Origin of the sequence: Neorhizobium sp. BT27B, from assembly GCF_050455485.1 — a bacterium.
Lineage (GTDB): Bacteria > Pseudomonadota > Alphaproteobacteria > Rhizobiales > Rhizobiaceae > Neorhizobium.
On record NZ_JBCIYT010000016.1, the window covers coordinates 58,333 to 79,987 of the forward strand.

21 protein-coding genes are annotated in these 21,655 nt (G+C 61.0%); 11 read left to right on the top strand and 10 right to left on the bottom strand.

All coding sequences use genetic code 11. The annotated features are described in order from the left end of the window. Nucleotides 1–4: 4 nt before the first annotated feature. From AAIH70_RS27955 to AAIH70_RS27970, 4 genes are all read left to right on the top strand, one after another. Nucleotides 5–238, top strand: coding sequence for a BolA/IbaG family iron-sulfur metabolism protein (locus AAIH70_RS27955; RefSeq protein ID WP_132273607.1), 234 nt, complete (start codon nt 5–7; stop codon nt 236–238). Between the two features lie 4 nt (nt 239–242). Then, nucleotides 243–485: a hypothetical protein gene (locus tag AAIH70_RS27960; protein WP_132273606.1), complete on the top strand. Its 243-nt coding sequence runs from the start codon at nt 243–245 to the stop codon at nt 483–485. A 127-nt stretch (nt 486–612) separates the two neighbouring features. Continuing rightward, on the top strand, nt 613–945 hold the full coding sequence (gene grxD / locus AAIH70_RS27965) for a Grx4 family monothiol glutaredoxin (protein WP_132273605.1): 333 nt from the start codon (nt 613–615) through the stop codon (nt 943–945). Nucleotides 946–1,076: 131 nt separating this feature from the next. After that, the gene (locus AAIH70_RS27970; RefSeq protein ID WP_132273821.1) at nt 1,077–2,291 is read left to right on the top strand and encodes a multidrug effflux MFS transporter; all 1,215 of its coding nucleotides are present in this window, start codon (nt 1,077–1,079) and stop codon (nt 2,289–2,291) included. Nucleotides 2,292–2,297: 6 nt separating this feature from the next. Here AAIH70_RS27970 and AAIH70_RS27975 read toward each other — a convergent pair whose 3' ends face one another. The 6 genes from AAIH70_RS27975 to cckA form a co-directional block, all read right to left on the bottom strand. Continuing rightward, on the bottom strand, nt 2,298–2,726 hold the full coding sequence (locus AAIH70_RS27975; RefSeq protein ID WP_245519129.1) for a GNAT family N-acetyltransferase: 429 nt from the start codon (nt 2,724–2,726) through the stop codon (nt 2,298–2,300). A gap of 125 nt (nt 2,727–2,851) precedes the next feature. Next, nucleotides 2,852–3,670 (bottom strand): inositol monophosphatase family protein, encoded by an 819-nt coding sequence (locus AAIH70_RS27980; protein ID WP_132273819.1) that lies wholly within the window; start codon nt 3,668–3,670, stop codon nt 2,852–2,854. An 11-nt stretch (nt 3,671–3,681) separates the two neighbouring features. Next, on the bottom strand, nt 3,682–4,548 hold the full coding sequence (ttcA, locus tag AAIH70_RS27985; RefSeq protein ID WP_132273603.1) for a tRNA 2-thiocytidine(32) synthetase TtcA: 867 nt from the start codon (nt 4,546–4,548) through the stop codon (nt 3,682–3,684). A 50-nt stretch (nt 4,549–4,598) separates the two neighbouring features. After that, nucleotides 4,599–7,262 carry an alanine--tRNA ligase gene (alaS, locus tag AAIH70_RS27990; protein ID WP_132273602.1) on the bottom strand — a complete coding sequence of 888 codons (2,664 nt, stop codon included), beginning with the start codon at nt 7,260–7,262 and terminating at the stop codon, nt 4,599–4,601. 157 nt (nt 7,263–7,419) lie between these two features. Then, complete coding sequence (gene recA, locus AAIH70_RS27995; RefSeq protein ID WP_132273601.1) at nt 7,420–8,508, bottom strand: recombinase RecA; 1,089 nt, start codon at nt 8,506–8,508, stop codon at nt 7,420–7,422. A 252-nt stretch (nt 8,509–8,760) separates the two neighbouring features. Then, nucleotides 8,761–11,370 carry a cell cycle histidine kinase CckA gene (gene cckA / locus AAIH70_RS28000; RefSeq protein ID WP_132273600.1) on the bottom strand — a complete coding sequence of 870 codons (2,610 nt, stop codon included), beginning with the start codon at nt 11,368–11,370 and terminating at the stop codon, nt 8,761–8,763. A 299-nt stretch (nt 11,371–11,669) separates the two neighbouring features. Here cckA and AAIH70_RS28005 point away from each other — a divergent pair, with 299 nt between their 5' ends. Continuing rightward, nucleotides 11,670–13,031 carry a flagellar biosynthetic protein FliO gene (locus AAIH70_RS28005; RefSeq protein WP_132273599.1) on the top strand — a complete coding sequence of 454 codons (1,362 nt, stop codon included), beginning with the start codon at nt 11,670–11,672 and terminating at the stop codon, nt 13,029–13,031. A 111-nt stretch (nt 13,032–13,142) separates the two neighbouring features. On the opposite strand, the gene dksA is transcribed toward AAIH70_RS28005, so the two are convergent. Then, complete coding sequence (gene dksA / locus AAIH70_RS28010) at nt 13,143–13,562, bottom strand: RNA polymerase-binding protein DksA (protein ID WP_112733364.1); 420 nt, start codon at nt 13,560–13,562, stop codon at nt 13,143–13,145. Between the two features lie 267 nt (nt 13,563–13,829). On the opposite strand from dksA, the gene AAIH70_RS28015 reads away from it, so the two are divergent. From AAIH70_RS28015 to AAIH70_RS28030, 4 genes are all read left to right on the top strand, one after another. Then, a complete protein-coding gene (locus tag AAIH70_RS28015) occupies nt 13,830–14,321 on the top strand; it encodes a SixA phosphatase family protein (protein ID WP_132273598.1) in 492 nt (163 codons plus the stop codon). Nucleotides 14,322–14,453: 132 nt separating this feature from the next. Then, nucleotides 14,454–15,929, top strand: a complete 1,476-nt coding sequence (locus AAIH70_RS28020; protein ID WP_132273597.1) for a YcjX family protein — start codon at nt 14,454–14,456, stop codon at nt 15,927–15,929. Further along, the gene (locus AAIH70_RS28025) at nt 15,926–17,029 is read left to right on the top strand and encodes a YcjF family protein (RefSeq protein ID WP_132273596.1); all 1,104 of its coding nucleotides are present in this window, start codon (nt 15,926–15,928) and stop codon (nt 17,027–17,029) included. Before AAIH70_RS28020 ends, AAIH70_RS28025 begins: the two co-directional genes overlap by 4 nt. Before the next feature lie 92 nt (nt 17,030–17,121). Then, nucleotides 17,122–17,676 carry a hypothetical protein gene (locus AAIH70_RS28030; protein WP_132273595.1) on the top strand — a complete coding sequence of 185 codons (555 nt, stop codon included), beginning with the start codon at nt 17,122–17,124 and terminating at the stop codon, nt 17,674–17,676. Between the two features lie 3 nt (nt 17,677–17,679). Here AAIH70_RS28030 and folK read toward each other — a convergent pair whose 3' ends face one another. The 3 genes from folK to folP are packed head-to-tail and all read right to left on the bottom strand — an operon-like array spanning nt 17,680 to nt 19,452. Further along, nucleotides 17,680–18,216 carry a 2-amino-4-hydroxy-6-hydroxymethyldihydropteridine diphosphokinase gene (folK, locus tag AAIH70_RS28035; RefSeq protein ID WP_132273594.1) on the bottom strand — a complete coding sequence of 179 codons (537 nt, stop codon included), beginning with the start codon at nt 18,214–18,216 and terminating at the stop codon, nt 17,680–17,682. Beyond that, nucleotides 18,185–18,550, bottom strand: a complete 366-nt coding sequence (folB, locus tag AAIH70_RS28040) for a dihydroneopterin aldolase (RefSeq protein WP_132273593.1) — start codon at nt 18,548–18,550, stop codon at nt 18,185–18,187. Before folB ends, folK begins: the two co-directional genes overlap by 32 nt. Next, a complete protein-coding gene (folP, locus tag AAIH70_RS28045) occupies nt 18,547–19,452 on the bottom strand; it encodes a dihydropteroate synthase (protein WP_132273592.1) in 906 nt (301 codons plus the stop codon). Before folP ends, folB begins: the two co-directional genes overlap by 4 nt. 110 nt (nt 19,453–19,562) lie before the next feature. On the opposite strand from folP, the gene AAIH70_RS28050 reads away from it, so the two are divergent. Continuing rightward, the gene (locus tag AAIH70_RS28050; protein WP_132273591.1) at nt 19,563–20,195 is read left to right on the top strand and encodes a DUF922 domain-containing Zn-dependent protease; all 633 of its coding nucleotides are present in this window, start codon (nt 19,563–19,565) and stop codon (nt 20,193–20,195) included. Nucleotides 20,196–20,430: 235 nt separating this feature from the next. Further along, entirely contained in the window at nt 20,431–21,651 is a 1,221-nt protein-coding gene (locus AAIH70_RS28055; protein ID WP_165932000.1) for an efflux RND transporter periplasmic adaptor subunit, read from the top strand. Nucleotides 21,652–21,655 lie beyond the last annotated feature (4 nt).

The window sequence follows — 21,655 nt, forward strand, 5'->3', positions numbered from 1 at the left end:
CCGCATGCCCATGCGCCCAGGCGATATCGAGGACATGATCAAGGCCGGCATTCCCGGCGCAACCGTTACCATTCGTGATCTGGCCGGAGACGGTGATCACTACGCTGCCGAAGTGGTGGCCGAAGCCTTTCGCGACAAGTCTCGTGTTCAGCAGCACCAGATGGTTTATGACGCACTGAAGGGCAATATGGGCGGCGTTCTTCACGCTCTCGCCTTGCAGACCTCAGCTCCGAAGTGACGCGATGACCAGCCTGATCAATCAAATCGTGTCGGGTGTCGTCGAAAGCGTCGTCAAGGAATTGCTGGGCAAGTCGCATGGCCGCACCGCGTCCAAACGCCGGAAGCGGCAGGCAAAAGCGGCTACCCGTTCCACGACGACCGGCCGCTTTACCCGTAAGACAACGAAGAAAGCGGCAAAGCCCGCTCGCAAGCAGGTCAGTCGCCGCCGTACAGCGGTGAGCCGCAGCAAGCAGCGCAGCCGCTGAGACACAGCGCAACTGAAATTACATGCATCTACATGCTTCCGCGCTGGAATTTGCGCAGGGAGCTTGCTATTTAAGGCTAACGAACAGCGCCGCGGCCCTTGAACCCGCGTGTGAAAGGATTTGAGACATGAGCGGAATGACCGATTTCATCGCCAACGAAGTCAAGACCAACGATGTGGTACTCTTCATGAAGGGCACCCCGCAGTTCCCGCAGTGTGGGTTCTCGGGTCAGGTCGTCCAAATTCTGGATTACCTCGGGCTCGACTACAAGGGCATCAATGTTCTGGCCGATGGCGACCTTCGCCAGGGCATCAAGGACTATTCCAACTGGCCGACAATTCCGCAGCTCTACGTCAAGGGCGAGTTTATCGGCGGCTGCGACATCGTCCGCGAAATGTTCCAGTCCGGCGAACTCAAGACGCAGCTCGAGGAACAGGGGATCGCCGTCCGCGCGGCCTGATTTTCGGGGCGCGCCAGCCCCGACTCTAGACTTTGCATTTATCAAAGGCGCCGCATCCACGGCGCCTTTAACGTTGTTTAGGAAAAGCTGTGACATACCCTTCAAAAACCACGCCCGAGCGCCTCAAGGGCATGGGCAAGGTCGAATTCATTGCACTGATGGCGATGCTGATGGCGCTCAATGCGCTTGCCATCGACATCATGCTTCCCGGTCTGCAGCAGATCGGCGCGGCATTGGATGTGGTCAATGAAAATCATCGCCAGTACGTCGTTTCGGCCTATCTCTTCGGCTTCGGCCTGGCGCAGCTTTTCTATGGCCCCATCTCCGACCGTTTTGGCCGTCGCAAGCCGATCATCGTCGGCCTGACCATCTACATTCTGTCGTCACTTGCGGTTGTCGGCCTGATTGCCGTCCCCTCCTTCACGGCGTTGCTTGTCCTGCGTTTCATCCAGGGTGTTGGCTCAGCCGCCACCCGCGTCATCACCATTTCCATCGTTCGCGACGTTTACGGCGGCCGCGCCATGGCGGAAGTCATGTCGCTGATCATGATGGTGTTCATGGTCGTGCCCGTCATCGCGCCGGGTACCGGTCAGCTGATTCTCCTATTCGGCGACTGGCACCTGATTTTTGTCTTCATGGCGGTCGGCGCACTGGCCGTCGTGTTCTGGATGTACAAGCGCCTGCCGGAGACCCTGCATCCGGAAGACATTCGTCCCTTCACCGTGAAGTCGGTGATCGCCGGTTTCCGCATCGTGCTGACCAACCGCGTGTCGCTCTGCTACACGATCGCCAGCACCTTCATCTTCGGCGCACTGTTCGGCTTCATCAACTCCGCCGAGCAGGTCTATAACCAGATCTATGGCCTGGGCGTCTGGTTCCCAGTCGCCTTTGCGGCAGTCGCCGTGTTCATGTCGCTGTCATCATTCATCAATGCGCGCATCGTCGGCCGTTTCGGCATGCGAAAGCTCTCGCATGCATCGCTGCTGGGTTTCATCACAGTGACCTTCATCTGGTTGATGATCCAGATTTTTGGGCCGCAGCCAATGCCGTTTGCCCTGTTCCTCACGTTGTTTGCTCTGTCGATGTTTCAGTTCGGCTGGATCGGTTCGAACTTCAACTCGCTGGCAATGGAGCCGCTCGGCCATGTAGCCGGCACAGCGTCATCCGTACTCGGTTTCATGGGTACGATCGGCGGCGCCACGATCGGTGCGGTTATCGGCCAGGCGTTCGATGGCACAGCGCTGCCGATGGTCGCCGGCTTTTTCGCCGTCTCGATCATCGGCCTGATTTTCGTGCTGATCGCGGAAAAGGGAAAGCTGTTTCAGCCGCATAATCCGCGGGTGTGATCAGCTTCAGACGCTCTCCTGAATACGGCTTGTCAGCCGTTTGCTCAGGTAGAGCGTCGTTCCGCCCATGAACGGTTCCGTATGGGTGAGGACATAACCGCTCCGTTCATACAGAACCACATTGGCGGTAAACGCTGCGTTGGTCAGCAGGCGGATTTCCTTTCGCGCCGCCGAGGAAGCAATATCCTCCGCATGCGCAAGCAGGCCACGGCCATAACCCTGGCCATGGAATTCCGGCCGAACGGCAACGTTTTCGATATAGAGATGATCATCGCGAAGGATCGTCTCGATCACCCCGACGACAACGCCTGCGTTTTCCAGCAGATCGATACGATTGGTAACGATCGCCTCGGCATAATCCACCGTCATGGGAATCGGCTCGCGACCGATGACGGGCACCCATTTGGCATAGGCGGCACGGACAATCTCACGCACCACTAAAGCGTCCTGCCTGCCTGCTCTGCGTATTGAAATGTCTGGCAATATGCTCATCAAGATAGGCTCCCCTTTTTCAGGAAGCCTATCTTCGACAGCGAACAAAATCCATCAACCTGTCAGCTTTAGGCGCCAAAGATTTCGTCGTGCAGGGTCTGCCAGCTGTCGGGATCGGTGGCCACCAGAAGGCCACCGTCGAACTGATGCGGCTCGTAGAGCGAACCGTCCAGGCGACGAACATGACCACCAGCTTCGGTGGCGATCAGCGCGCCAGCCAGATGGTCCCAGGGCATCAGCTTGTTGTAGATCATGAACTGTACGTGGCCGCCGGCAAACGTACGGTATTCATGCGCGGCGCAACGGTAGTTCGCGAAGAAGCGGACCTTGGCCAGATTGGCCAGAACCTTCTCGCGTTCCTCACCGTAAAAATAGCCGGCCGACGCCATGCCGATCATCGCACCGATTGGCCGGGGCTCCGACACACTCAGACGCACCGCATCGCCATCCGGGCGACGCAGATAAGCGCCTGCGCCCTTTTCCGCCATTACCCAGTCGTCACCCATCGGATCATAGATGATGCCGGCCACGGTTTCGCCCTTCCAGACAACCGAGGCCATGACGCCGAAGGCCGGGATGCCGGAGGCAAAGTTGAACGTGCCATCGACCGGATCGACGATCACGGCGAGTTCCGCATCCTTCAGCTTGTCCAGCAGTGCGGGATCAGCAGCCACCGACTCCTCGCCGATAAAAAGCGCGTTAGGCGCCAGTTCCGCCATTTCCCGCTTCATCATCCGCTCGGCGGCCTCATCGGCTTCCGTCACCAGATCGGTCGGCTCGCTTTTGGAGCGTACGTCATTGCTGCCGAGACGGCGGAAGCGCGGCAGGATTTCCGCCTTGGCGGCACGGCGCAGAAGATCGGCAAGGGCGGAGACGTCAACGGGCATGTCAGGCAAAACTACTTCCTTTCGGCGGTCATCAGATTGCTGAAATCGAAAAGTCCGGTATCGAGCAGGTGCGACGGATTCACATGCGACAGCGCCCGCAGCATCGTATCCTTGCGGCCCGGCATGCGCTGTTCGATGCCCGACAGCATCGTCTTCATCGCATTGCGCTCCAGCCCGTCCTGCGACCCGCAGAGATCACACGGAATGATCGGGAACTGCATGGCGGCAGAGAATTTCGTCAGATCGTCCTCGGCACAATAGGCGAGCGGCCGCAGCACCATCACGTCGCCTTCGTCATTCAGAAGTTTCGCCGGCATGGCAGCGAGACGTCCGCCGTGGAAAAAGTTCATGAAGAAGGTTTCGAGAATGTCGTCGCGGTGATGGCCGAGCACCAATGCGTCGCAGCCCTCTTCGCGCGCCACGCGGTAAAGATTGCCGCGGCGCAGGCGTGAACAGAGCGAACAATAAGTCGCGCCGGCCGGCACCTTTTCCTTCACGATCGAATAGGTGTCACGATATTCGATACGGTGTTTGACGCCGATCGACGCCAGATATTCCGGCAGGATGTGTTTTGGAAAATTCGGCTGGCCCTGATCGAGATTGCAGGCAATCAATTCGACCGGCAGCAGGCCGCGCCATTGCAGATCGAGCAGGATCGCCAGCAGTGAATAGCTGTCCTTGCCGCCCGACAGGCCGACCAGCCAGCGTTTCTGGCCTTTCAGCATGTCGAAATCGGCAAATGCCTGGCGCACCTGCCGCAGCAGGCGCTTGCGCAGCTTGTTGAACGACACGCTGTCCGGCGCATCCCTGAAAAGCCCCGGCGCCAGCCCTTCGGCTACCTGCTCCAGTTCGTCCGCAATCTCGGCGTTCACGCCCATGAAAAAATCCCCTTGAAGCGAAAAAGCGGGCCTTGCGGCCCGCTTCAATCTTAAGCGCCGAGCGCCGCGGCGACTGCCTCAAGCGCCTCGTCGGCCTTGGCGCCATCCGGGCCACCGGCCTGCGCCATATCCGGGCGACCACCGCCGCCCTTGCCGCCGAGCGCGGCAGATGCGATGCGGACCAGATCGACGGCGCTCAAACGGCCGACCAGATCTTCGGTGACGGCCACAACGGCGCTTGCCTTGCCATCTTCCGACACGCCGATCAGCGTGACAACACCCGAACCGAGCGTAACCTTGCCTTCGTCGGCTAGTCCCTTGAGGTCCTTGGCATCAATGCCATTCAGCGTCTTGCCCATGAACTTGACGCCCGCAACCTCACGAATGTCGGCAGCACCGTCACCCTGGCCACCGCCGCCCATGGCGAGACGGCGCTTGGCATCCGCAAGTTCCTTCTCCAGCTTGCGACGTTCATCGACCAGCGTCTCAACACGAGCGAGAACTTCTGCCGGCTGAACCTTCAGAACGCCGGACAGCGCCTTGATGCGCTCATCCTGCTCGCCCAGATAAGCGCGTGCGCCTTCTGCCGTGACCGCCTCAATACGGCGTACACCGGCGCCGACGGGGCTGTCGGAGAGAACACGTACGAGGCCGATCTCGCCGGTATTTCCCACATGCGTGCCGCCGCAGAGTTCGACCGAATAAGCCTTGCCGGCCTTGGAGCCTTCAATGCCGCGGCCCATCGACACGACGCGCACTTCATCGCCATACTTTTCGCCGAACAGTGCCATCGCGCCTTCGGCAATGGCGTCATCGACGCTCATCAGACGGGTGGTGACAGGTGCCGTCTGCAGGATGATGGCGTTGGCCATATCCTCAACGCGCTGCAGCTCTTCCGCCGAGATAGGCTTCGGGTGCGAGACGTCGAAACGCAGACGCTCGGGCGCCACCAGCGAGCCCTTCTGGGCAACGTGGGTGCCGAGCACTTCGCGCAGCGCTTCATGCAGAAGGTGGGTTGCCGAGTGGTTGGCGCGCAGACGCGACCGGCGGGCGTGATCGACGGCGAGCGCGACGGCTTCGCCGACCTTGACCTCACCTTCGGTTACAACAGCCAGATGCGCGAAAAGGCCTGCCCCCTTCTTCTGGGTGTCGGTCACCTCGACGGCAAAACCTTCGCCGCGGATGATACCGGTATCACCCATCTGACCGCCGGATTCGCCGTAGAACGGCGTCTGGTTGACGATGACCTGAACGGTGTCGCCTGCCTTGGCGGTTTCGACGGATTTTCCGTCAGCAACGATTGCCAGCACGACGCCTTCGGCGGTCTCGGTGTCGTAACCGAGGAATTCGGTAGCGCCGAGCTTTTCCTTGAGTTCGAACCAGATGGTTTCGGTCGCCTTGTCGCCGGAACCCTGCCAATGCGAGCGGGCTTCGGCCTTCTGGCGCTCCATGGCGTCAGTGAAGCCGGCAATATCCACGCCGATTTCGCGGGCGCGCAGCGCGTCCTGCGTCAGGTCGAGCGGGAAACCATAGGTGTCGTAAAGCTTGAAGGCGGTTTCGCCATCCAGCATGTCACCCTTGGCGAGCGTATTGGTAGCGTCGGACAACAGGTTGAGGCCGCGTTCCAGCGTCTTGCGGAAACGGTTTTCTTCCAGCTTCAGCGTTTCCGAGATCAAGGCTTCGGCACGCACCAGTTCCGGATAGGCGCGGCCCATCTGGGCAACCAGCGTCGGCAGCAGCCTGTACATCAGCGGATCGCGCGAACCCAGCAGCTCGGCATGGCGCATGGCGCGACGCATGATGCGGCGCAGAACATAACCGCGGCCTTCGTTCGACGGCAGAACGCCATCGGCGATCAGGAACGAGGCGGAACGCAAGTGGTCAGCAATGACGCGGTGGCTGGCGCGGCGTTCGCCTTCGGCCTTGACGCCGGTGGCTTCTTCCGAGGCCGCGATCAGGGCGCGGAAAAGATCGATATCGTAATTGTCGTGCTTGCCCTGCAGAAGCGCTGCAACGCGCTCAAGGCCCATGCCGGTGTCGATCGACGGACGCGGCAGATCAATGCGCTGTTCCTTCGTCACCTGCTCGTATTGCATGAAGACGAGGTTCCAGATCTCGATGAACCGGTCGCCATCCTCATCCGGCGAGCCCGGAGGGCCACCCCAGATATGATCGCCGTGGTCATAGAAGATCTCCGAGCAGGGACCGCAGGGGCCGGTATCGCCCATCGCCCAGAAATTGTCGCTGGTCGGAATGCGGATGATGCGGTCGTCGGTCAGGCCGGCGATCTTCTTCCACAGGCCAAAGGCCTCGTCATCGGTGTGATAGACGGTGACCAGCAGGCGCTTGGCATCGATGCCAAATTCCTTGGTGATCAGGTTCCAGGCAAGCTCGATGGCGTTTTCCTTGAAATAGTCGCCGAACGAGAAGTTGCCGAGCATTTCGAAGAAGGTGTGGTGACGGGCGGTATAACCGACATTGTCGAGATCGTTATGCTTGCCGCCGGCGCGCACGCATTTCTGCGCGGTCGTTGCCGTCGAATAGGGGCGCTTTTCCAGACCGGTAAAGACGTTCTTGAACTGCACCATGCCGGCATTGGTGAACATCAGCGTTGGGTCGTTGCGCGGAACCAGCGGGCTCGACGATACGATCTCGTGGCCGTTCTTGCCAAAATAGTCGAGGAAGGTCGACCGGATTTCATTCACGCCGCTCATGCTACGCCCTTCATTACCGCCCAGTGCGGGCCAATTCGCCAGAAACCACCGGCTTTTATCGTCCGCGCCCTGCCCTGTCCAGCCGCACAAAGACAAACCGGCCGCACATCCATCGATGCGCGGCCGGTTTGTTGATCAGATATGCGGGAAAGGTCGATTAAGCGTCGTCAGCACTGTCGCCATCATTGGCATCAGGGCCACCATTCTGCAGGAACTTGTCGGCAATCAGGCCGGCATTCTGGCGCAGCGACAATTCGATCTCGTTGGCCAGTTCCGGATTGTCGCGCAGGAAGGTTTTGGCGTTTTCACGACCCTGCCCCAGACGCTGGCTGTTATAGGAGAACCACGCACCCGACTTTTCGACGATACCCGCCTTGACGCCGAGATCGACGAGTTCGCCGGTCTTGGAAACACCTTCGCCATACATGATGTCGAATTCGACCTGTTTGAAGGGAGGCGCCATCTTGTTCTTGACGACTTTTACGCGCGTCTGGTTACCGACGACTTCCTCGCGCTCCTTGACCTGGCCGATACGGCGGATGTCGAGGCGGACGGAAGCGTAGAATTTCAGCGCGTTACCACCGGTCGTGGTTTCCGGCGAACCGAACATCACGCCGATCTTCATGCGGATCTGGTTGATGAAGATGACCATCGTCTTCGACTTGGAGATCGAAGCGGTCAGCTTGCGTAGTGCCTGGCTCATCAGACGGGCCTGAAGGCCCGGCAGGCTGTCGCCCATGTCGCCTTCGATTTCAGCGCGCGGCGTCAGTGCTGCCACCGAGTCGACGACGAGAACGTCGACGGCACCGGAACGCACCAGCGTGTCAGTGATTTCGAGAGCCTGTTCACCGGTATCCGGCTGCGAGATCAGAAGGTTCTGCAGGTCGACGCCGAGCTTGCGGGCATAGACCGGGTCGAGCGCGTGTTCGGCGTCGACGAAGGCGCAGATGCCGCCCTTCTTCTGGGCTTCGGCAATGGTCTGCAGCGCCAGCGTCGTTTTACCCGAGCTTTCCGGCCCGTAGATTTCGACAATACGTCCCTTCGGCAAACCGCCAATGCCGAGAGCAATATCGAGGCTGAGCGAACCGGTCGATACGGTCTCGATCTCGACGATGCTATCGTTCGAGCCGAGCTTCATGATCGATCCCTTGCCGAACGCGCGTTCGATCTGGGAGAGTGCCGCTTCCAGCGCCTTGCTTTTATCCACCGATTTTTCCTCTACCAACCGCAAAGAATTCTGAGCCATTTGAACCACCCCTTTAGGTTATCGCCGCCACGCAATCAATGTTGTAACCGATGGCCAATTCGTACTCTTTTTGTTCTATTTTAACAAGTGGGCACGATGCGATTGATTCAAATGAATCTTTTGATCCTTCGTTCTATTAATGTTCTCAAGCAGATAAGCTGTTCCTGTTTGTTCCTGGAACAGCCATTTCAGCGGTATTCTGCCGCCGTTTCATGTCAAGGCGGACGGCCGATTCGCCGCCCGCTCACCACCTCAGTCCTGCCGATCCAGCATCTCGCGCACTGTCACCGCCAGCTGTTTCAGCGAGAACGGCTTTGGCAGGAAACCGAACTTGGCATCGGCCGGAAGGTTGCGCGCAAACGCATCCTCCGCATAACCCGATACGAAGATGAACTTCATGTCCGGATAATTTTTACGCAGTTCGCGCAGCAGGGTTGGTCCGTCCATTTCCGGCATCACCACGTCGGAGACGACGATATCGACCTTGCCTTCGAGCTCTTCCATAATCTCCAGCGCTTCGACGCCGGATCCGGCTTCATGCACGGTGTAACCACGGGTTTCCAGCATGCGCTTGCCGCCTCGGCGCACTGCCTCTTCGTCCTCGACGAGCAGAACGACCGCCGAATTGCCGGTGAGATCGATATCGGCATTGGCCGATGCCGATTCAGGTTTTGGCGCTGCCGCAACCGCCGCAACCTCGCCGCCCGTCCCATTTTCCGCAACGACGACCGGTTCCGGAATGTGGCGTGGCAGGAAGATGCGGAAGGTCGTGCCCTTGCCGACTTCCGATTCGGGATGGATGTAACCGCCCGACTGCTTGACGATGCCATAGACCATAGACAGGCCAAGACCGGTGCCCTTGCCAACTTCCTTGGTGGTGAAGAAGGGCTCGAAAATCTTGTCCATGATTTCCGGCGGAATGCCGGTGCCGGCATCCGCGACCTCGACCATCACCAGATCTTCTTCCGGCAGATCGGCGCCAGCATAAGCACGCCCCTCTTCCGCCGTCACGTTACGGGTGCGGATGGTGATGCGCCCGCCTTCCGGCATGGCGTCTCGGGCGTTGACGCAAAGATTGATCAGCACCTGCTCGAATTGCGAAAGGTCGGTGCGCACCGGCCAGAGATCGCGGCCGTAATCGACATCGAGCTTGACGTTGGTGCCGGAAATCAGACGGTCGACCAGCATGCGCAGATCGCCAACGACATCGGTGAGGTTCAGCACGCTCGGCCGCATCGTCTGCTTGCGCGAGAAGGCCAGCAACTGGCGCACCAGAACCGCGGCGCGGTTGGCGTTGCGCTTGATTTCCATCAGGTCGGCGAAGCTGGCATCCGCCGGCCGCGCCTGTAAAAGCAGATGGTCGGAGGACAGAAGGATGGCTGTCAGCACGTTGTTGAAATCGTGGGCGATACCACCCGCCAATGTGCCGACGGCATTCATCTTCTGGGTCTGCGCCATCTGCGTTTCGAGCGCCTTCTGCTCGGTCGTCTCGAAGGCATAGACGATGGCCACCTCTTCCGGCGCCTCATCGCTCTCGTCGATCACGGCATTGACGAAGAAGCGCAGGTAACGGTTTTCGTCACCCGGATGGCGGCTTTCGAGCGGGGCGATGTCGCTCTGGCGGTCCTTGGCCTCGGCCAGCGCCTGGGTCAACTGCGGCCGCACCGCCTCGTTAAAGATCACCTCGAGCGGCGCGCCGGCTTCCGCTTCGTCGCGCGACACCAAACCGGAAAACAGTTTTAGGAACGGCGCGTTGACACGCAGGATCTTGCCATTGCCATCGACGGAGGCGATCGCCATCGGCGTGTTGTTGAAAAAGCGGGTGAAACGCATGGCCGACGAGGAAAGGTCCGCACCCTCCCCCTTCGGCCGCGCCAGAACGATGGTGCGGCTTTCGCCGGGTGCACCATCACGACTGGTGCTGACGCTGTGGACAAGGCGTGCCGGCAGGCTCTGGCCGTTGGCGCGGCGCAGGTCGAGGTCAAGCGTTTCCGTGCGCGTCTGGCCGGGCGTCGCCTGAACCGACTGGATCAGCGCCATGCCTTCGCCGGCCACGAGATCCTGCATGGTCAGCGAACGCGGCACGAATTTCGTGAGGTCGTAACCGAGCCATTCGGCCAGCGTCGCGTTGAGATAAAAGATCTCGCCCTTGCGACCGGCGGAAAAGAACCCGGCCGGCGCGTGATCGAGATAATCGATGGCGTTCTGCAACTCGCGGAAAAACCGCTCCTGATCGTCGCGCTCCGAGGTGATGTCGGTGATCTGCCAGATGTCGAGCGGCTTTCGCGAAGCCCCATTGGCCAGCAACCGCGCCTTCAGGCGATACCAGTGCGCGCCGGAGCCGTTATCACCAGGCCGGCCCAGCGGTTTCAGCAGGCGAAACTCCTCGTGGCCTTCGCGACCCTCGCGCAAAGCCGTGGTCAGCCGATAGAGCGCCTCGGTCGATTCGCGGTTTTTCGACAGCAGTGTTTCGAGCGATTGCGCCTGGCTTGCATTGGTGGCGCCAGTCAGCCGGCCATAAGCGGCATTGGCGTAAATGATACGGCCCTTGGAATCGGTGATCAGAATGCCGTCCGGATGACCGCCGAGAAAACCACGGGCCAGATCGTCTGAGCGCGATTGCGGCATGACTTCGACCAGACCGATGACCGAGGACACCAGAAAGAAGATGCCGACCATGGCTAGGATGCCGAGCACACCCAGCACAAGTTCGCTATCAAGCGCTTCCTTGAAAACAACGAAACTAATCGCCACCGCGATCAGCACCGCGGCAAGGACGAGCAGCCGGATCACGGTTCCGCCGCGCGCTCCGTGTTCCACCAGCGGCGCGTCGTTCAGGCCGCTCTGCTGCATCTTCGTCATTCACCCTCACATGTCGGCCGCAAGCGCCTCGCCTTGACAATCGGCGCGGATCGGAATCGGTCGGCTGATCCTTCTTAGCAATTTGCGGCACCGGCAAAAAGCTCAGAAGACACAGAAACCCGTTGAAGAACGAAGGGATACGATTGCCGATCCTTGCTTTCGATCCATATTCCTGTCCCATGGTTCCAGAATGTCACAGATATGCCCCGCGTTTCACTTATGCACCGCGTTTCTCTGGCGTCATGATCCTGACACAGCCCGTTTCTAACGACGGCGTCTAATTGCTGAAGGAGTGGCTTATGCTTGATGAGATGCTGGGTGCCTATGGCAGCAACCTTACCATCGCCGTGGTGGGTGTCGCCGCAGGTTTTCTCTGCCTGATCCTCGTGCTGTGGCTGATACGCGGTCGCGGCGGCCCGTCGCCGTTCCTGCGTGGCGGCAAGAATCGCCAGCCGCGCCTGCAGGTGCTGGATGCGGCCGCCGTCGATGCCCGCCGACGCCTGGTTCTGGTGCGCCGGGACGATGTCGAACATCTGATCATGATCGGCGGCCCGACCGACATCGTCATCGAGAGCAGTATCGTCGATGGCCGCAGCCCGCCTTACCACACACTGATGAAGACCGTTTCGGAGCCGGAACAGCCAGCACTTGTCGCAGATGAACCGCCCCGCGTGCCCGAGCCGGCCGCACGCGCTGCCGGCCTTTCTGCACCCGCACCGCGTGCCGCGCCTGTTACCGCCACTCCGGAAAAGCCGGCCGCCGTGGTGGAAGAGAAGGAAAAATTCGCCTGGCTCAGCGCCGAGCCTGTCGATATCGCGCCTGTCGCAAAGGTTTCCGAACCCGTCCGTTCCACCGCGCCCGCAGAGCCGCCAGCGCGCAATCCGGAAACGCCGAAGTTTTCCGAAACTCCACCGGCACCGGTGCAACCGGCACCGCTTGCAGTTCCAGCTGAGCCCAATGTTTCGGAAATCACGCCGCAAGCCGAGCAGCGTTCGCCTGAAACGCCGCGGCCCGTCGATCCGGCACCTGTGATCGAGTTCCCGTCCGCCGAACCGCGCAGCGAAGTTGCCGCGCCGGCAAGTCCAACTCCGATGACGACCGCGTTTGCAACGGCTGCACCGGCTGCGGCACCGATGGTCGCTTCGCCGTCAAGGTTCCAGAGCGAACCGGCGCCATCGGTCAGCATCGATGAAACGCCGAAAGCGGCTGAACCGCATTTCGAGATCGTCGCATCACGCCCGACCAGCGAGCCGACGACAATCGACAATGCCGCCGATCTTCTCGACGCCGCCCGCGAGCGTGTGTTCCAGCAGCCCCGCGCAGAGGCCGTGCCGGCACCGGCACAACGCCCGACACCACCTGTGGTGCAGATGCCGGTCACCCCGGCACGCCAGCCCGCCCCTGCCACTGCAACCGCAGCCGCGCCTGCAAAACCACTTGGCTCCGATTTCGAACGTATTCTGGAGGAGGAAATGGCCAGCAATCTCGCAAGCGGCAATGCGGCCCCGGCCGTTGGACCGGCCGTACAAAATGCTCCCGGCCAGCTGCCACGTCGCGACCCCAGCCTTGCCCGCGTGACCGGCGCCACCCAGGAACCGGCCTTGCAGAACGAGATTGCGCGGATTTTTGGCGAGATGTCGGTGACGAAAGACGACCGGTAATTTTTAGAAAGACGCCTCAACGGCCCCAAAAACACAAAAGGCGCGGAAAAATCCGCGCCTTTTGTTTGTCGTCTGTCTGGCATTCAGGGATTTCTCGCCATCCGCCAGGTCCTATTCGTCGCGATAGACCTTTTCGCGTCTTTCGTGGCGTTCCTGCGCCTCGATCGACAGGGTGGCGATCGGACGGGCGTCGAGACGCTTCAAGCCGATCGGCTCTCCTGTCTCTTCACAGTATCCATATGTGCCCTCATCGATCCGCTGTAGGGCGGAGTCGATCTTGGAAATCAGCTTGCGCTGACGGTCACGGGCACGCAATTCAATAGCGCGATCGGTTTCGGAAGAGGCTCTGTCTGCTAGGTCGGGGTGGTTTGCGCTTTCCTCAGCCAGGTGGCCGAGCGTTTCGCGCGCTTCTCTGAGGATGTCATTCTTCCAGGCGATCAATTTGGCCCTGAAATAGGCCTTTTGTCGCACATTCATGAACTCGTCTTCTTCCGAAAGGACGAAGCTGCTAAGATCGATCTTCTCACTCAACGCGATTTCTCCTGAAGAACAGAACTTATGCGGCGCTCTATATCCCTAGGGTGGCAGCGATTCAAGTCTGATACGCGTCGTTAATGCATTTTTAAAACTGACACAAAAATCGGCTAAACGGCTAATTTTAAAGCACTTCCACCGATTGATTCGGAAAATACCCTGCGCCGCCGACCTGCAACCGAGCTGTGCATGACGGGTAGTTGACGCGGATCGCGACATGGCGTTACCCCTGATGTCCACGCGTTTTGACCGGCAGAGGCCTCCATGACGATCATCGAACCGCCACCTTCGCGAATCTATCTCCTGCGTCACGCTCGTGCCGCACAGGCGCAATCAGGCCAGCGCGATTTTGATCGCGAATTGGACGATCGCGGGTACGGCGAGGCCGAACTGGTCTGTGAAAAGGCTGTGGATAAAGGGTATCGCCCTGATCTGATCCTGTCCTCCACCGCCACCCGTTGCCGCCAGACGGCGGATGCAATGCACCGGGCCATGGCAGGCGAATGCGTCATGCAGGCGGTTGACGAAATCTATAACGGCACGGTCGAGACCTATCTGGCGCTGCTGGCCGGACAGGCGCCCTCACCCTCGGTCATGCTGGTCGGGCATAATCCGTCGATCGAGGAAACGCTGGAAAGCCTGATTGGCCGTGAGCAGTTGCGCTCGGCCATTCCCGGCGGCTATCCGACCGCCGGCCTTGCCGTCCTTGACCATGCCGGCGAAAGCTGGGTTCTGCACGACTTCATTTTCGCCTGAGGCCGAGGCAATAGAGCCGAACTGCTCCATCCTGCAATGATCCGGCAGGGACATTCTTCCTTCCGGCGCTTGCCCTCCCTATATGCAGGACAGGCATCGCCTTGAGATGCCGCCAGCAACCGGGATCACGCCTTGCCGCCTTCTCTGACCAGTTTCACCGACGACGCCCGTATCGCCTTCGACACGCTGACCGACCGCGCCACCGGCCTCGTCAACCCGACGCTTCGTCTCGGCGTCACAGGCCTGTCCCGTGCCGGCAAGACGGTGTTCATTTCCTCGCTCGTCCATAATCTTCTGAACGCCGGCCGGTTGCCACTGTTCGAGCCGGTGCGTTCCGGCCGCGTTTCCGCCATCCGTCTTGAACCGCAGCCGGATGATGCCATCCCGCGGTTTCAGTACGAGGATCACATCCAGGCACTGGTGCGCGAACGCATATGGCCGGATTCGACCCGCGCCATTTCCGAACTGCGCATCACGCTGGACTATCAAAGCGCCAGTGGCTGGAACCGCATGTTTTCGCCCGGTCGCCTGTCGATCGACATTGTCGATTATCCCGGCGAATGGCTGCTCGATCTGCCGCTTCTGGCGCAGGATTACAAAACGTTTTCCGACAATGCCGTAACGCTCGCCGGTGGTGGCGTGCGTGCGGAGCTGGCGCGTGAATGGCTCGGCCTTTGCGCCAGCATCGACATGGAAGGCCCGGCCGACGAGATGACGGCACGCCGTCTGTCGGAAAGTTTCGCCACTTATCTGAAGGCCTGCAAATCCGACGAACGCTCGCTCTCCACCCTGCCGCCCGGCCGTTTTCTTCTGCCCGGAGAACTGGACGGCTCGCCGGCGCTGACCTTTGCGCCGATGCCGAACGTGGCGGAGACGCGTCCCGAAAAAGGCTCGCTGAGGGCCATGATGGAGCGCCGTTTCGAAGCCTATAAGAGCGTCGTCGTAAAACCGTTCTTCCGCGAACATTTTGCCCGCCTTGATCGCCAGATCGTGCTGATCGATGCGCTGCAGGCGGTCAACCGTGGCCCGGAAGCGGTGCAGGATCTGGAGAGGGCGCTGTCCGATGTGCTCGCCTGTTTCCGCCCCGGCACCAATTCCTTTCTCAGCTCGCTGCTCGGCCGCCGTATCGACAAGGTGCTGGTTGCCGCCACCAAGGCCGACCATCTGCACCACGAAAGCCACGACCGGCTGCAGGCGATTACCCGCCGCCTCGTCGATCGCGCCATCCACCGTATCGGCATGACCGGCGCCGGCATCGACGTGATGGCGCTCGCCTCCGTGCGGGCCACCCGCGAGGCAACAGTCCGCGAGGATGGTCACCTGCTGCCCGTCATCACCGGCACGCCCATGGCCGGCGAGCGGATCGGCGACGAAATTTTCGACGGAATAAAGAAAACTGCGATCTTTCCCGGCGACTTGCCGGACAGCCCGGAATTGTTCTTTCGCGAAATCGATAAAGTGGATGAAAAAACGGATCTACCTGATTTGAATATCGTACGTTTTCGCCCTCCCGCAGTCGAAGAAAACACCGGCGGCATCGCTTTGTCCGTGCCGCATATCCGCCTTGACCGCGCCATGCAGTTCCTGTTCGGAGACCGTCTCGCATGACCCCATCCGACGAACACAGCAAGCCCCCGGCATCACCATCCTCCGACACGCCGCGCCGTCGCCCGACGGCGTTTACGGTCGAAAGCGAGCGCGATCTTCCGTTAGCCGCCAGCCGCCCGCCGCGCAGTTTTGACGATGGCATAACCGCCACGGCCGATGCCGACGATCCCTTCCTCGGCGCCACCGACGCGGATCTCGCGAATGTGCCTGTCGCCCTGCCCCGTCACCACGGTTTTTCGTTCGGCAAACTCGCCGCAGGTGCTTTTGGTGTGTTCGCCTCCTTCGCCTTCGGCCTGTGGGCAGACAGCGTCATCCGCGATCTTTTTTCCCGATCCGACTGGCTCGGCTACACCGCCATCGGCCTTCTCTCCGTCGCGCTGGCCGCGCTTGCCGTCGTTGTGGCGCGCGAGGTGCTGGGCCTGTTGCGGATCGGTGCCGTACAGTCACTCAAGGCCGATGTTGTCGCGATCGAGACCGGCACCGACTCGGCAACGGGCGCAAAATCGACCCGCGCCCTCGTCACACGCCTCACCGCAATCCTGTCACACCGCGCCGAGACCGCGCGCGGCCGTGCCGCATTGGACGCGACGAAGGACGAGATCATCGACGGCCCGCATTACCTCGACCTCGCGGAACGCGAGTTGATGACGCCGCTCGACCGCGAGGCGCGGCTGCTGATTCTCGCCGCCTCGAAACGCGTCTCGGTCGTCACCGCCATCAGCCCGCGCGCCGTGGTCGATCTTGCCTATGTGCTGTTCGAAGTGTCGCGCCTGGTGCGCGCCATGGCGGAACTGTACGGTGGCCGGCCCGGCACGCTCGGCATGTTCCGGCTGCTGCGTGATGTCATTGCGCACCTTGCCGTCACCGGCTCGATTGCGGTGGGTGACGGCATCGCCCAGCAGGTGCTTGGACACGGTCTGGCCGCCCGGCTTTCCACCCGACTCGGTGAAGGCGTGATCAACGGATTGCTGACCGCCCGTATCGGTATCGCCGCCATGGATCTGTGCCGGCCTTTGCCCTTCCGAGCCCTGAAACGGCCGGGAATAGGCGATTTCATGGGGGATATCGTCGCCACATCGAAACCAAAAGACCCGGCGTGAAACACCCGACGAACAGCAAAAGAAACCACTCATTAACCATCCTCCGCTAATTTGCGGGCTCTACCAGTTGGCCTTTGCCAGGGAATTTTTGAATGGTTTCGCGCATCTTTTCGCTGTTCGGTGGCTTTGCCGTCGCCATCTCCGTCGCCACGGTTGCGATGGCTCCCGAGGCTGGCGCTGCGTCGCGCGATCAGGTCTTTTTCGAAAGCGCCGCCGGCACCTGGAAAGGTCCCGGCGAAATCGTCGCCGGAAAATACAAGGGCACCAAGTTCACCTGCAATCTCATCGGTGCAGCGACTTCAGAGGGTGACGCCGGCCTGAAACTCGACGGCACCTGCCGCGTCGGCGTCTTCAAGCAGCCGATGAATGCCACCATCATCAAGACGGCCAAGGGTTATACCGGCAAGTTTCTGGATGGCGCCGAAGGCAAGGGTCTCGACATCACCACCGGCTCGCTCAACGGCGAGCGCATCGTTCTCGGCATAAACCGCGCCAAGCTGAACGGCGCCATGGTTGCCAGCATGAAGAGCGACAACGACATGAACATCACCATCTCGGTGAAGGTGGAGGAGCAGATGATCCCGGTCATCGGCCTGACCCTGACGCGCGACCTCGACCAGATGGCCGTCGGTTCGATCAAGAACTGATCTTCATCTCCACCAGTCGCGGCTTTCGTCCGCGACGGATATTCCACCGACATCTGCAAGGGCGAGCCAGGATGATACCGGCTTGCCCTTTATCATGAGATCTGCGGCGATATCGGCCAGCGGCATCAGCACGAAGGCACGCTCGGTCATGCGCGGATGCGGCAGTTGCAGCGGCTGCGTATCCTTCTCCACGTCCCCGTAAGTCAGCACATCGATATCGATGGTGCGCGGCCCCCAGCGCTCCAGCCGCTCCCGCTTCATCGTCTTTTCGATCGACAGACCCGTCGCCAGCAGATCCTCCGGCGCGAGCGTGGTTTCGATCAGGGCACAGCAGTTGAAGAAGTCCGCCTGATCGGTCTTCCCCCAGGGCGGCGTGCTGTAAAGTCTTGATACGGCCAGCACACGACAGTCGTCACGACCGTCGAGCAGGCGCAGCGCCTGCGCCATCGCCGCCTTAGGATCGCCGATATTGCCGCCGAGCCCGAGCGTCGCCTTGCTCCAGACGTTGTCAGGGACGGTGGTCAATACGGACCTCCACATAGTCGAGAATGCCGGGGATCGGCACGCTCGGCTTGCGCACGGCGATTGCGGCACGCCTGATCTGCGGGAAACGCTTGCACAGAGCCAGCGCGATATCCTGCGCCAATGCCTCGATCAGATAACGGCGCTGACCGGTCACCACCGCCTCGATCACCTGAAAGGCGATGCCGTAATGCACGGTGTCTTCGATCTCGTCGGTGTGCAGCGCCTTGCCGCCCTCGACCTCCAGTTCGGCATCGACGAAGAAGCGCTGGCCGAGCCGCTCTTCTTCGCTCAACACGCCGTGGCGGGCGAAGAACGAACAGTTTTTCAGATAGATCGTATAGAGCGTCATGGCCTTGTCTCCACGCTATCCCGGTTTCCGGCTTTCGCTGCCAAAAGAATCGCATCCGCCACGCGAAGCGCATCGCGATTGGCAGCCACGTTATGAACCCTGAAAACATGCGCGCCCGCCAGCCTCAGAACGGCGGTCGTCGCCGCAGTTCCGACGTCGCGCTCGTCCGCACGCTCGCGGCCGGTCATCGCACCGATGAAGCGCTTGCGCGAGGTGCCGATCAGGAGCGGCAGGTCCAGCGCATGCAGTTCGGCAAACCGCGCCATCAGTTCGGCTTCGTCTTCGCGGGTCTTGGCAAATCCGAAACCCGGATCGAGCATGATTTTTTCGCGCGCCACGCCAGCCGCATCGGCGATCCGAAGCGCATTTCTGAAAAACAGGAACTGGTCCTCGATCACATCCGGCAGCTTCTCCGCCTCGCGACCGCGACCGGTATGCATGATGCAGAGGCCCGCGCCGGTTTTCGCCGCGATGTCGGCAATCGACGGATCGTGGCTGAGGCCATAGACGTCATTGATGATATGCGCCCCGGCGTTCACGGCCGCCGACGCGGTGGCTCCGCGATAGGTATCGATCGAAATCAACGCATCGGTTTCCGCCGCGAGGCGCTCGATCACCGGCAACACGCGGCGCTGTTCTTCCGCTTCGCTCACCGGTTCGGCACCCGGCCGTGTCGATTCGCCGCCGATATCGATGATGACGGCACCCTCAGTGATGCAGGCCTTGGCATGCGCCACTGCCGCATCGACATTGTCGTGCCGGCCGCCATCGGAAAAGCTGTCGGGCGTCACGTTGACGATCGCCATCAGATGGCCGCTCGTGGCCAGATCCAGCGACCGACCATGACCGACCTGCCAGACGCCATTGCCGGAAACGTTGTTGCCGAGGAGACTCACGGTCATCCCAATCCTTGCTTTGTACACGTGAAATTGCGTGGCTTCTGTTGCGCTCGGGTGGGCTATGCCCCAAGCTTTGCGCCAGTTCAATCTGCCAGCACCCGAGAATACCATTGATGCGCAGCTTTCGCCGTTCGCCCCGGGTGCCGGTCCTCAAATCAGCAACGACGTTGACGATCCTGCTGGCGCTGACGGCACCGCTTGCCGCGCAGCCAGTCGTCACCAAGACCTATTCCTATTTCTCGATCGGCGGCAAGACAGCAGAAGATCTCGACGCCGAACTGGAACGTCGCGGCCCGCTGACCCGCCATACCGGTGCCCGGCATCCCGGCGCGACCGAGATCAAGTTCGGCGGTGAAGTCAGCTATGTGGAACGCGGCGGCCGTTGTTCCATCGGCGCTGTCAAGGTCACGGTGCGCACCCACATCATCCTGCCACGCTGGCGCAATCGCGGCGCGGCATCCGGCACGCTGGCATCGATCTGGGATGCGCTTTCGGCAGATATCAAACGCCATGAGGAACGCCACGCCGAAATTGCCCGCACGCACGCACGCACTCTGGAAGCACGGCTGCTGGCCATTCGCCCGGCCCGCGACTGCGATATCCTCGAAAAGCGCGTCGGCGAGATCAGCCGCGAGGCGATCGATTCGCATGACCGCGAACAGGTGCGTTTCGATGCGGTCGAATCGAAGAATTTCGACAGCCGCATCATGCGTGTTTTGAAAAACAGGGGTGTTTCGGCGCAGTAAGATCGCGCCCGATCGGCCCAAATCCTTCACGTCTCAGCAAAACAAGCCGCGCAATTTTGTCGCAGTGGAACCGAACCGGCAGGTTCGGCGTTGCCTCGCCACGCCTTGGCGAGCACAAAACCCGCCAAGCCGCAGGCGCCTGTCTGCCTGCCGTAAACTTGACATCACGCAAATGTTGCCTTGCAGCAATTTTACATACAGACTAACACGTATGTAAATTGCCGTCTTTGGGTCCATGGGGTTCTCTATGCGAATGAAACTGCCCGTCGCTGGTCTGTTGGTTGCCAGCCTTTCCGTTCTTGCCGCCTGTCAGAAGGAAGATCAGGCGGCGGGGGCGCCCCCTGCCCGCCCACCGTCTGCCGTCGGCGTCATCACCGTGCAGCCCGAAACGCTGCCGATCAACAGCGATCTGCCGGGCCGCATCGCCCCGACGCGTCTTGCCGAAGTGCGCCCACGCGTTTCGGGCATTATCGTCGAGCGTGTGTTCGAGCAGGGCTCGCTGGTCAAGGAAGGCGATGTGCTCTATCGCATTGACCCGGCACCGTTCCAGGTAGAACTCGACCGCGCCGAAGCGACACTGCGCAGCGCCGAGGCACAGCAGCTGCAGGCCCGCCAGACGGCCGACCGCCAGACCCAGCTGAGCAAGTCCAACGTTGCATCCCGCGCGGAATTCGACACCGCCATCGCCCAGCTCGCACAGGCCGATGCCCAGGTATCTGTCGCCCGCGCCGGTGTCGCCTCGGCAAAGCTCAGCCTGCAATATGCCAATGTGACCGCGCCAATCTCCGGCCGCATCGGCCGTGCGCTGATTACCGAAGGCGCACTGGTTAGCTCGACCGGTTCTGAAAATCTCGCCACCATCCAGCAGCTCGACCCGATCTATGCCGACTTTACCCAGCCGGCCGCCGATCTCGTGCGCCTGCGCCGTGCCCTGCAGAACGGCAAGCTGATGACCGGCCCCAATGAGGCCAAGGCACAGCTGATGCTCGACGATGGCAGCAAGTATCCGCAGGACGGCCGCCTGCTGTTCTCCGAAGCCGCCGTTGACGAGACGACCGGTCAGGTCACCTTACGTGGTGAATTCCCCAACCCGGACGGCGATCTTCTGCCGGGCATGTATGTCCGCGTGCAGATCGAACAGGGTCTCGAGCGCGACACCTTCGCCGTGCCGCAGCAGGCCATCCAGCGTGATGCCGGCGGCAAGGCAAGCCTTCTCGTTGTCGGCGCCGAAGACAAGGTCGAGCAGCGCCCGGTCACGGTCGGTCGTGCACTCGGCGAACGCTGGGTCATTTCCGCCGGCCTGAAGGCTGGCGACCGCGTCATCGCCGACGGTTTCCAGAAGACCGGGCCCGGCGCCACCGTCAAGCCGCAGCCCTGGTCGCCGGAAAAGCCGGCAACGGAAGAAGCCGCGCCGGATAACAACGCCGAAAAGCCGGCTGAGCCCGCGAAGCAGTAAGGAC

Coding starts and splice junctions, on each gene's coding strand:
- cckA (WP_132273600.1), bottom strand. CDS start 11,370: ATGACGAAGATGCAGCAGAGCGGCCTGAACGACGCGCCGCTGGTGGAA.
- AAIH70_RS27955 (WP_132273607.1), top strand. CDS start 5: ATGCCCATGCGCCCAGGCGATATCGAGGACATGATCAAGGCCGGCATT.
- ttcA (WP_132273603.1), bottom strand. CDS start 4,548: ATGGGCGTGAACGCCGAGATTGCGGACGAACTGGAGCAGGTAGCCGAA.
- alaS (WP_132273602.1), bottom strand. CDS start 7,262: ATGAGCGGCGTGAATGAAATCCGGTCGACCTTCCTCGACTATTTTGGC.
- grxD (WP_132273605.1), top strand. CDS start 613: ATGAGCGGAATGACCGATTTCATCGCCAACGAAGTCAAGACCAACGAT.
- AAIH70_RS27970 (WP_132273821.1), top strand. CDS start 1,077: ATGGGCAAGGTCGAATTCATTGCACTGATGGCGATGCTGATGGCGCTC.
- folK (WP_132273594.1), bottom strand. CDS start 18,216: ATGTGGAGGTCCGTATTGACCACCGTCCCTGACAACGTCTGGAGCAAG.
- AAIH70_RS28055 (WP_165932000.1), top strand. CDS start 20,431: ATGGGGTTCTCTATGCGAATGAAACTGCCCGTCGCTGGTCTGTTGGTT.
- AAIH70_RS27980 (WP_132273819.1), bottom strand. CDS start 3,670: ATGCCCGTTGACGTCTCCGCCCTTGCCGATCTTCTGCGCCGTGCCGCC.
- AAIH70_RS27960 (WP_132273606.1), top strand. CDS start 243: ATGACCAGCCTGATCAATCAAATCGTGTCGGGTGTCGTCGAAAGCGTC.
- AAIH70_RS28025 (WP_132273596.1), top strand. CDS start 15,926: ATGACCCCATCCGACGAACACAGCAAGCCCCCGGCATCACCATCCTCC.
- AAIH70_RS28005 (WP_132273599.1), top strand. CDS start 11,670: ATGCTTGATGAGATGCTGGGTGCCTATGGCAGCAACCTTACCATCGCC.
- folB (WP_132273593.1), bottom strand. CDS start 18,550: ATGACGCTCTATACGATCTATCTGAAAAACTGTTCGTTCTTCGCCCGC.
- recA (WP_132273601.1), bottom strand. CDS start 8,508: ATGGCTCAGAATTCTTTGCGGTTGGTAGAGGAAAAATCGGTGGATAAA.
- folP (WP_132273592.1), bottom strand. CDS start 19,452: ATGACCGTGAGTCTCCTCGGCAACAACGTTTCCGGCAATGGCGTCTGG.
- AAIH70_RS28015 (WP_132273598.1), top strand. CDS start 13,830: ATGACGATCATCGAACCGCCACCTTCGCGAATCTATCTCCTGCGTCAC.
- AAIH70_RS28030 (WP_132273595.1), top strand. CDS start 17,122: ATGGTTTCGCGCATCTTTTCGCTGTTCGGTGGCTTTGCCGTCGCCATC.
- AAIH70_RS28050 (WP_132273591.1), top strand. CDS start 19,563: ATGCGCAGCTTTCGCCGTTCGCCCCGGGTGCCGGTCCTCAAATCAGCA.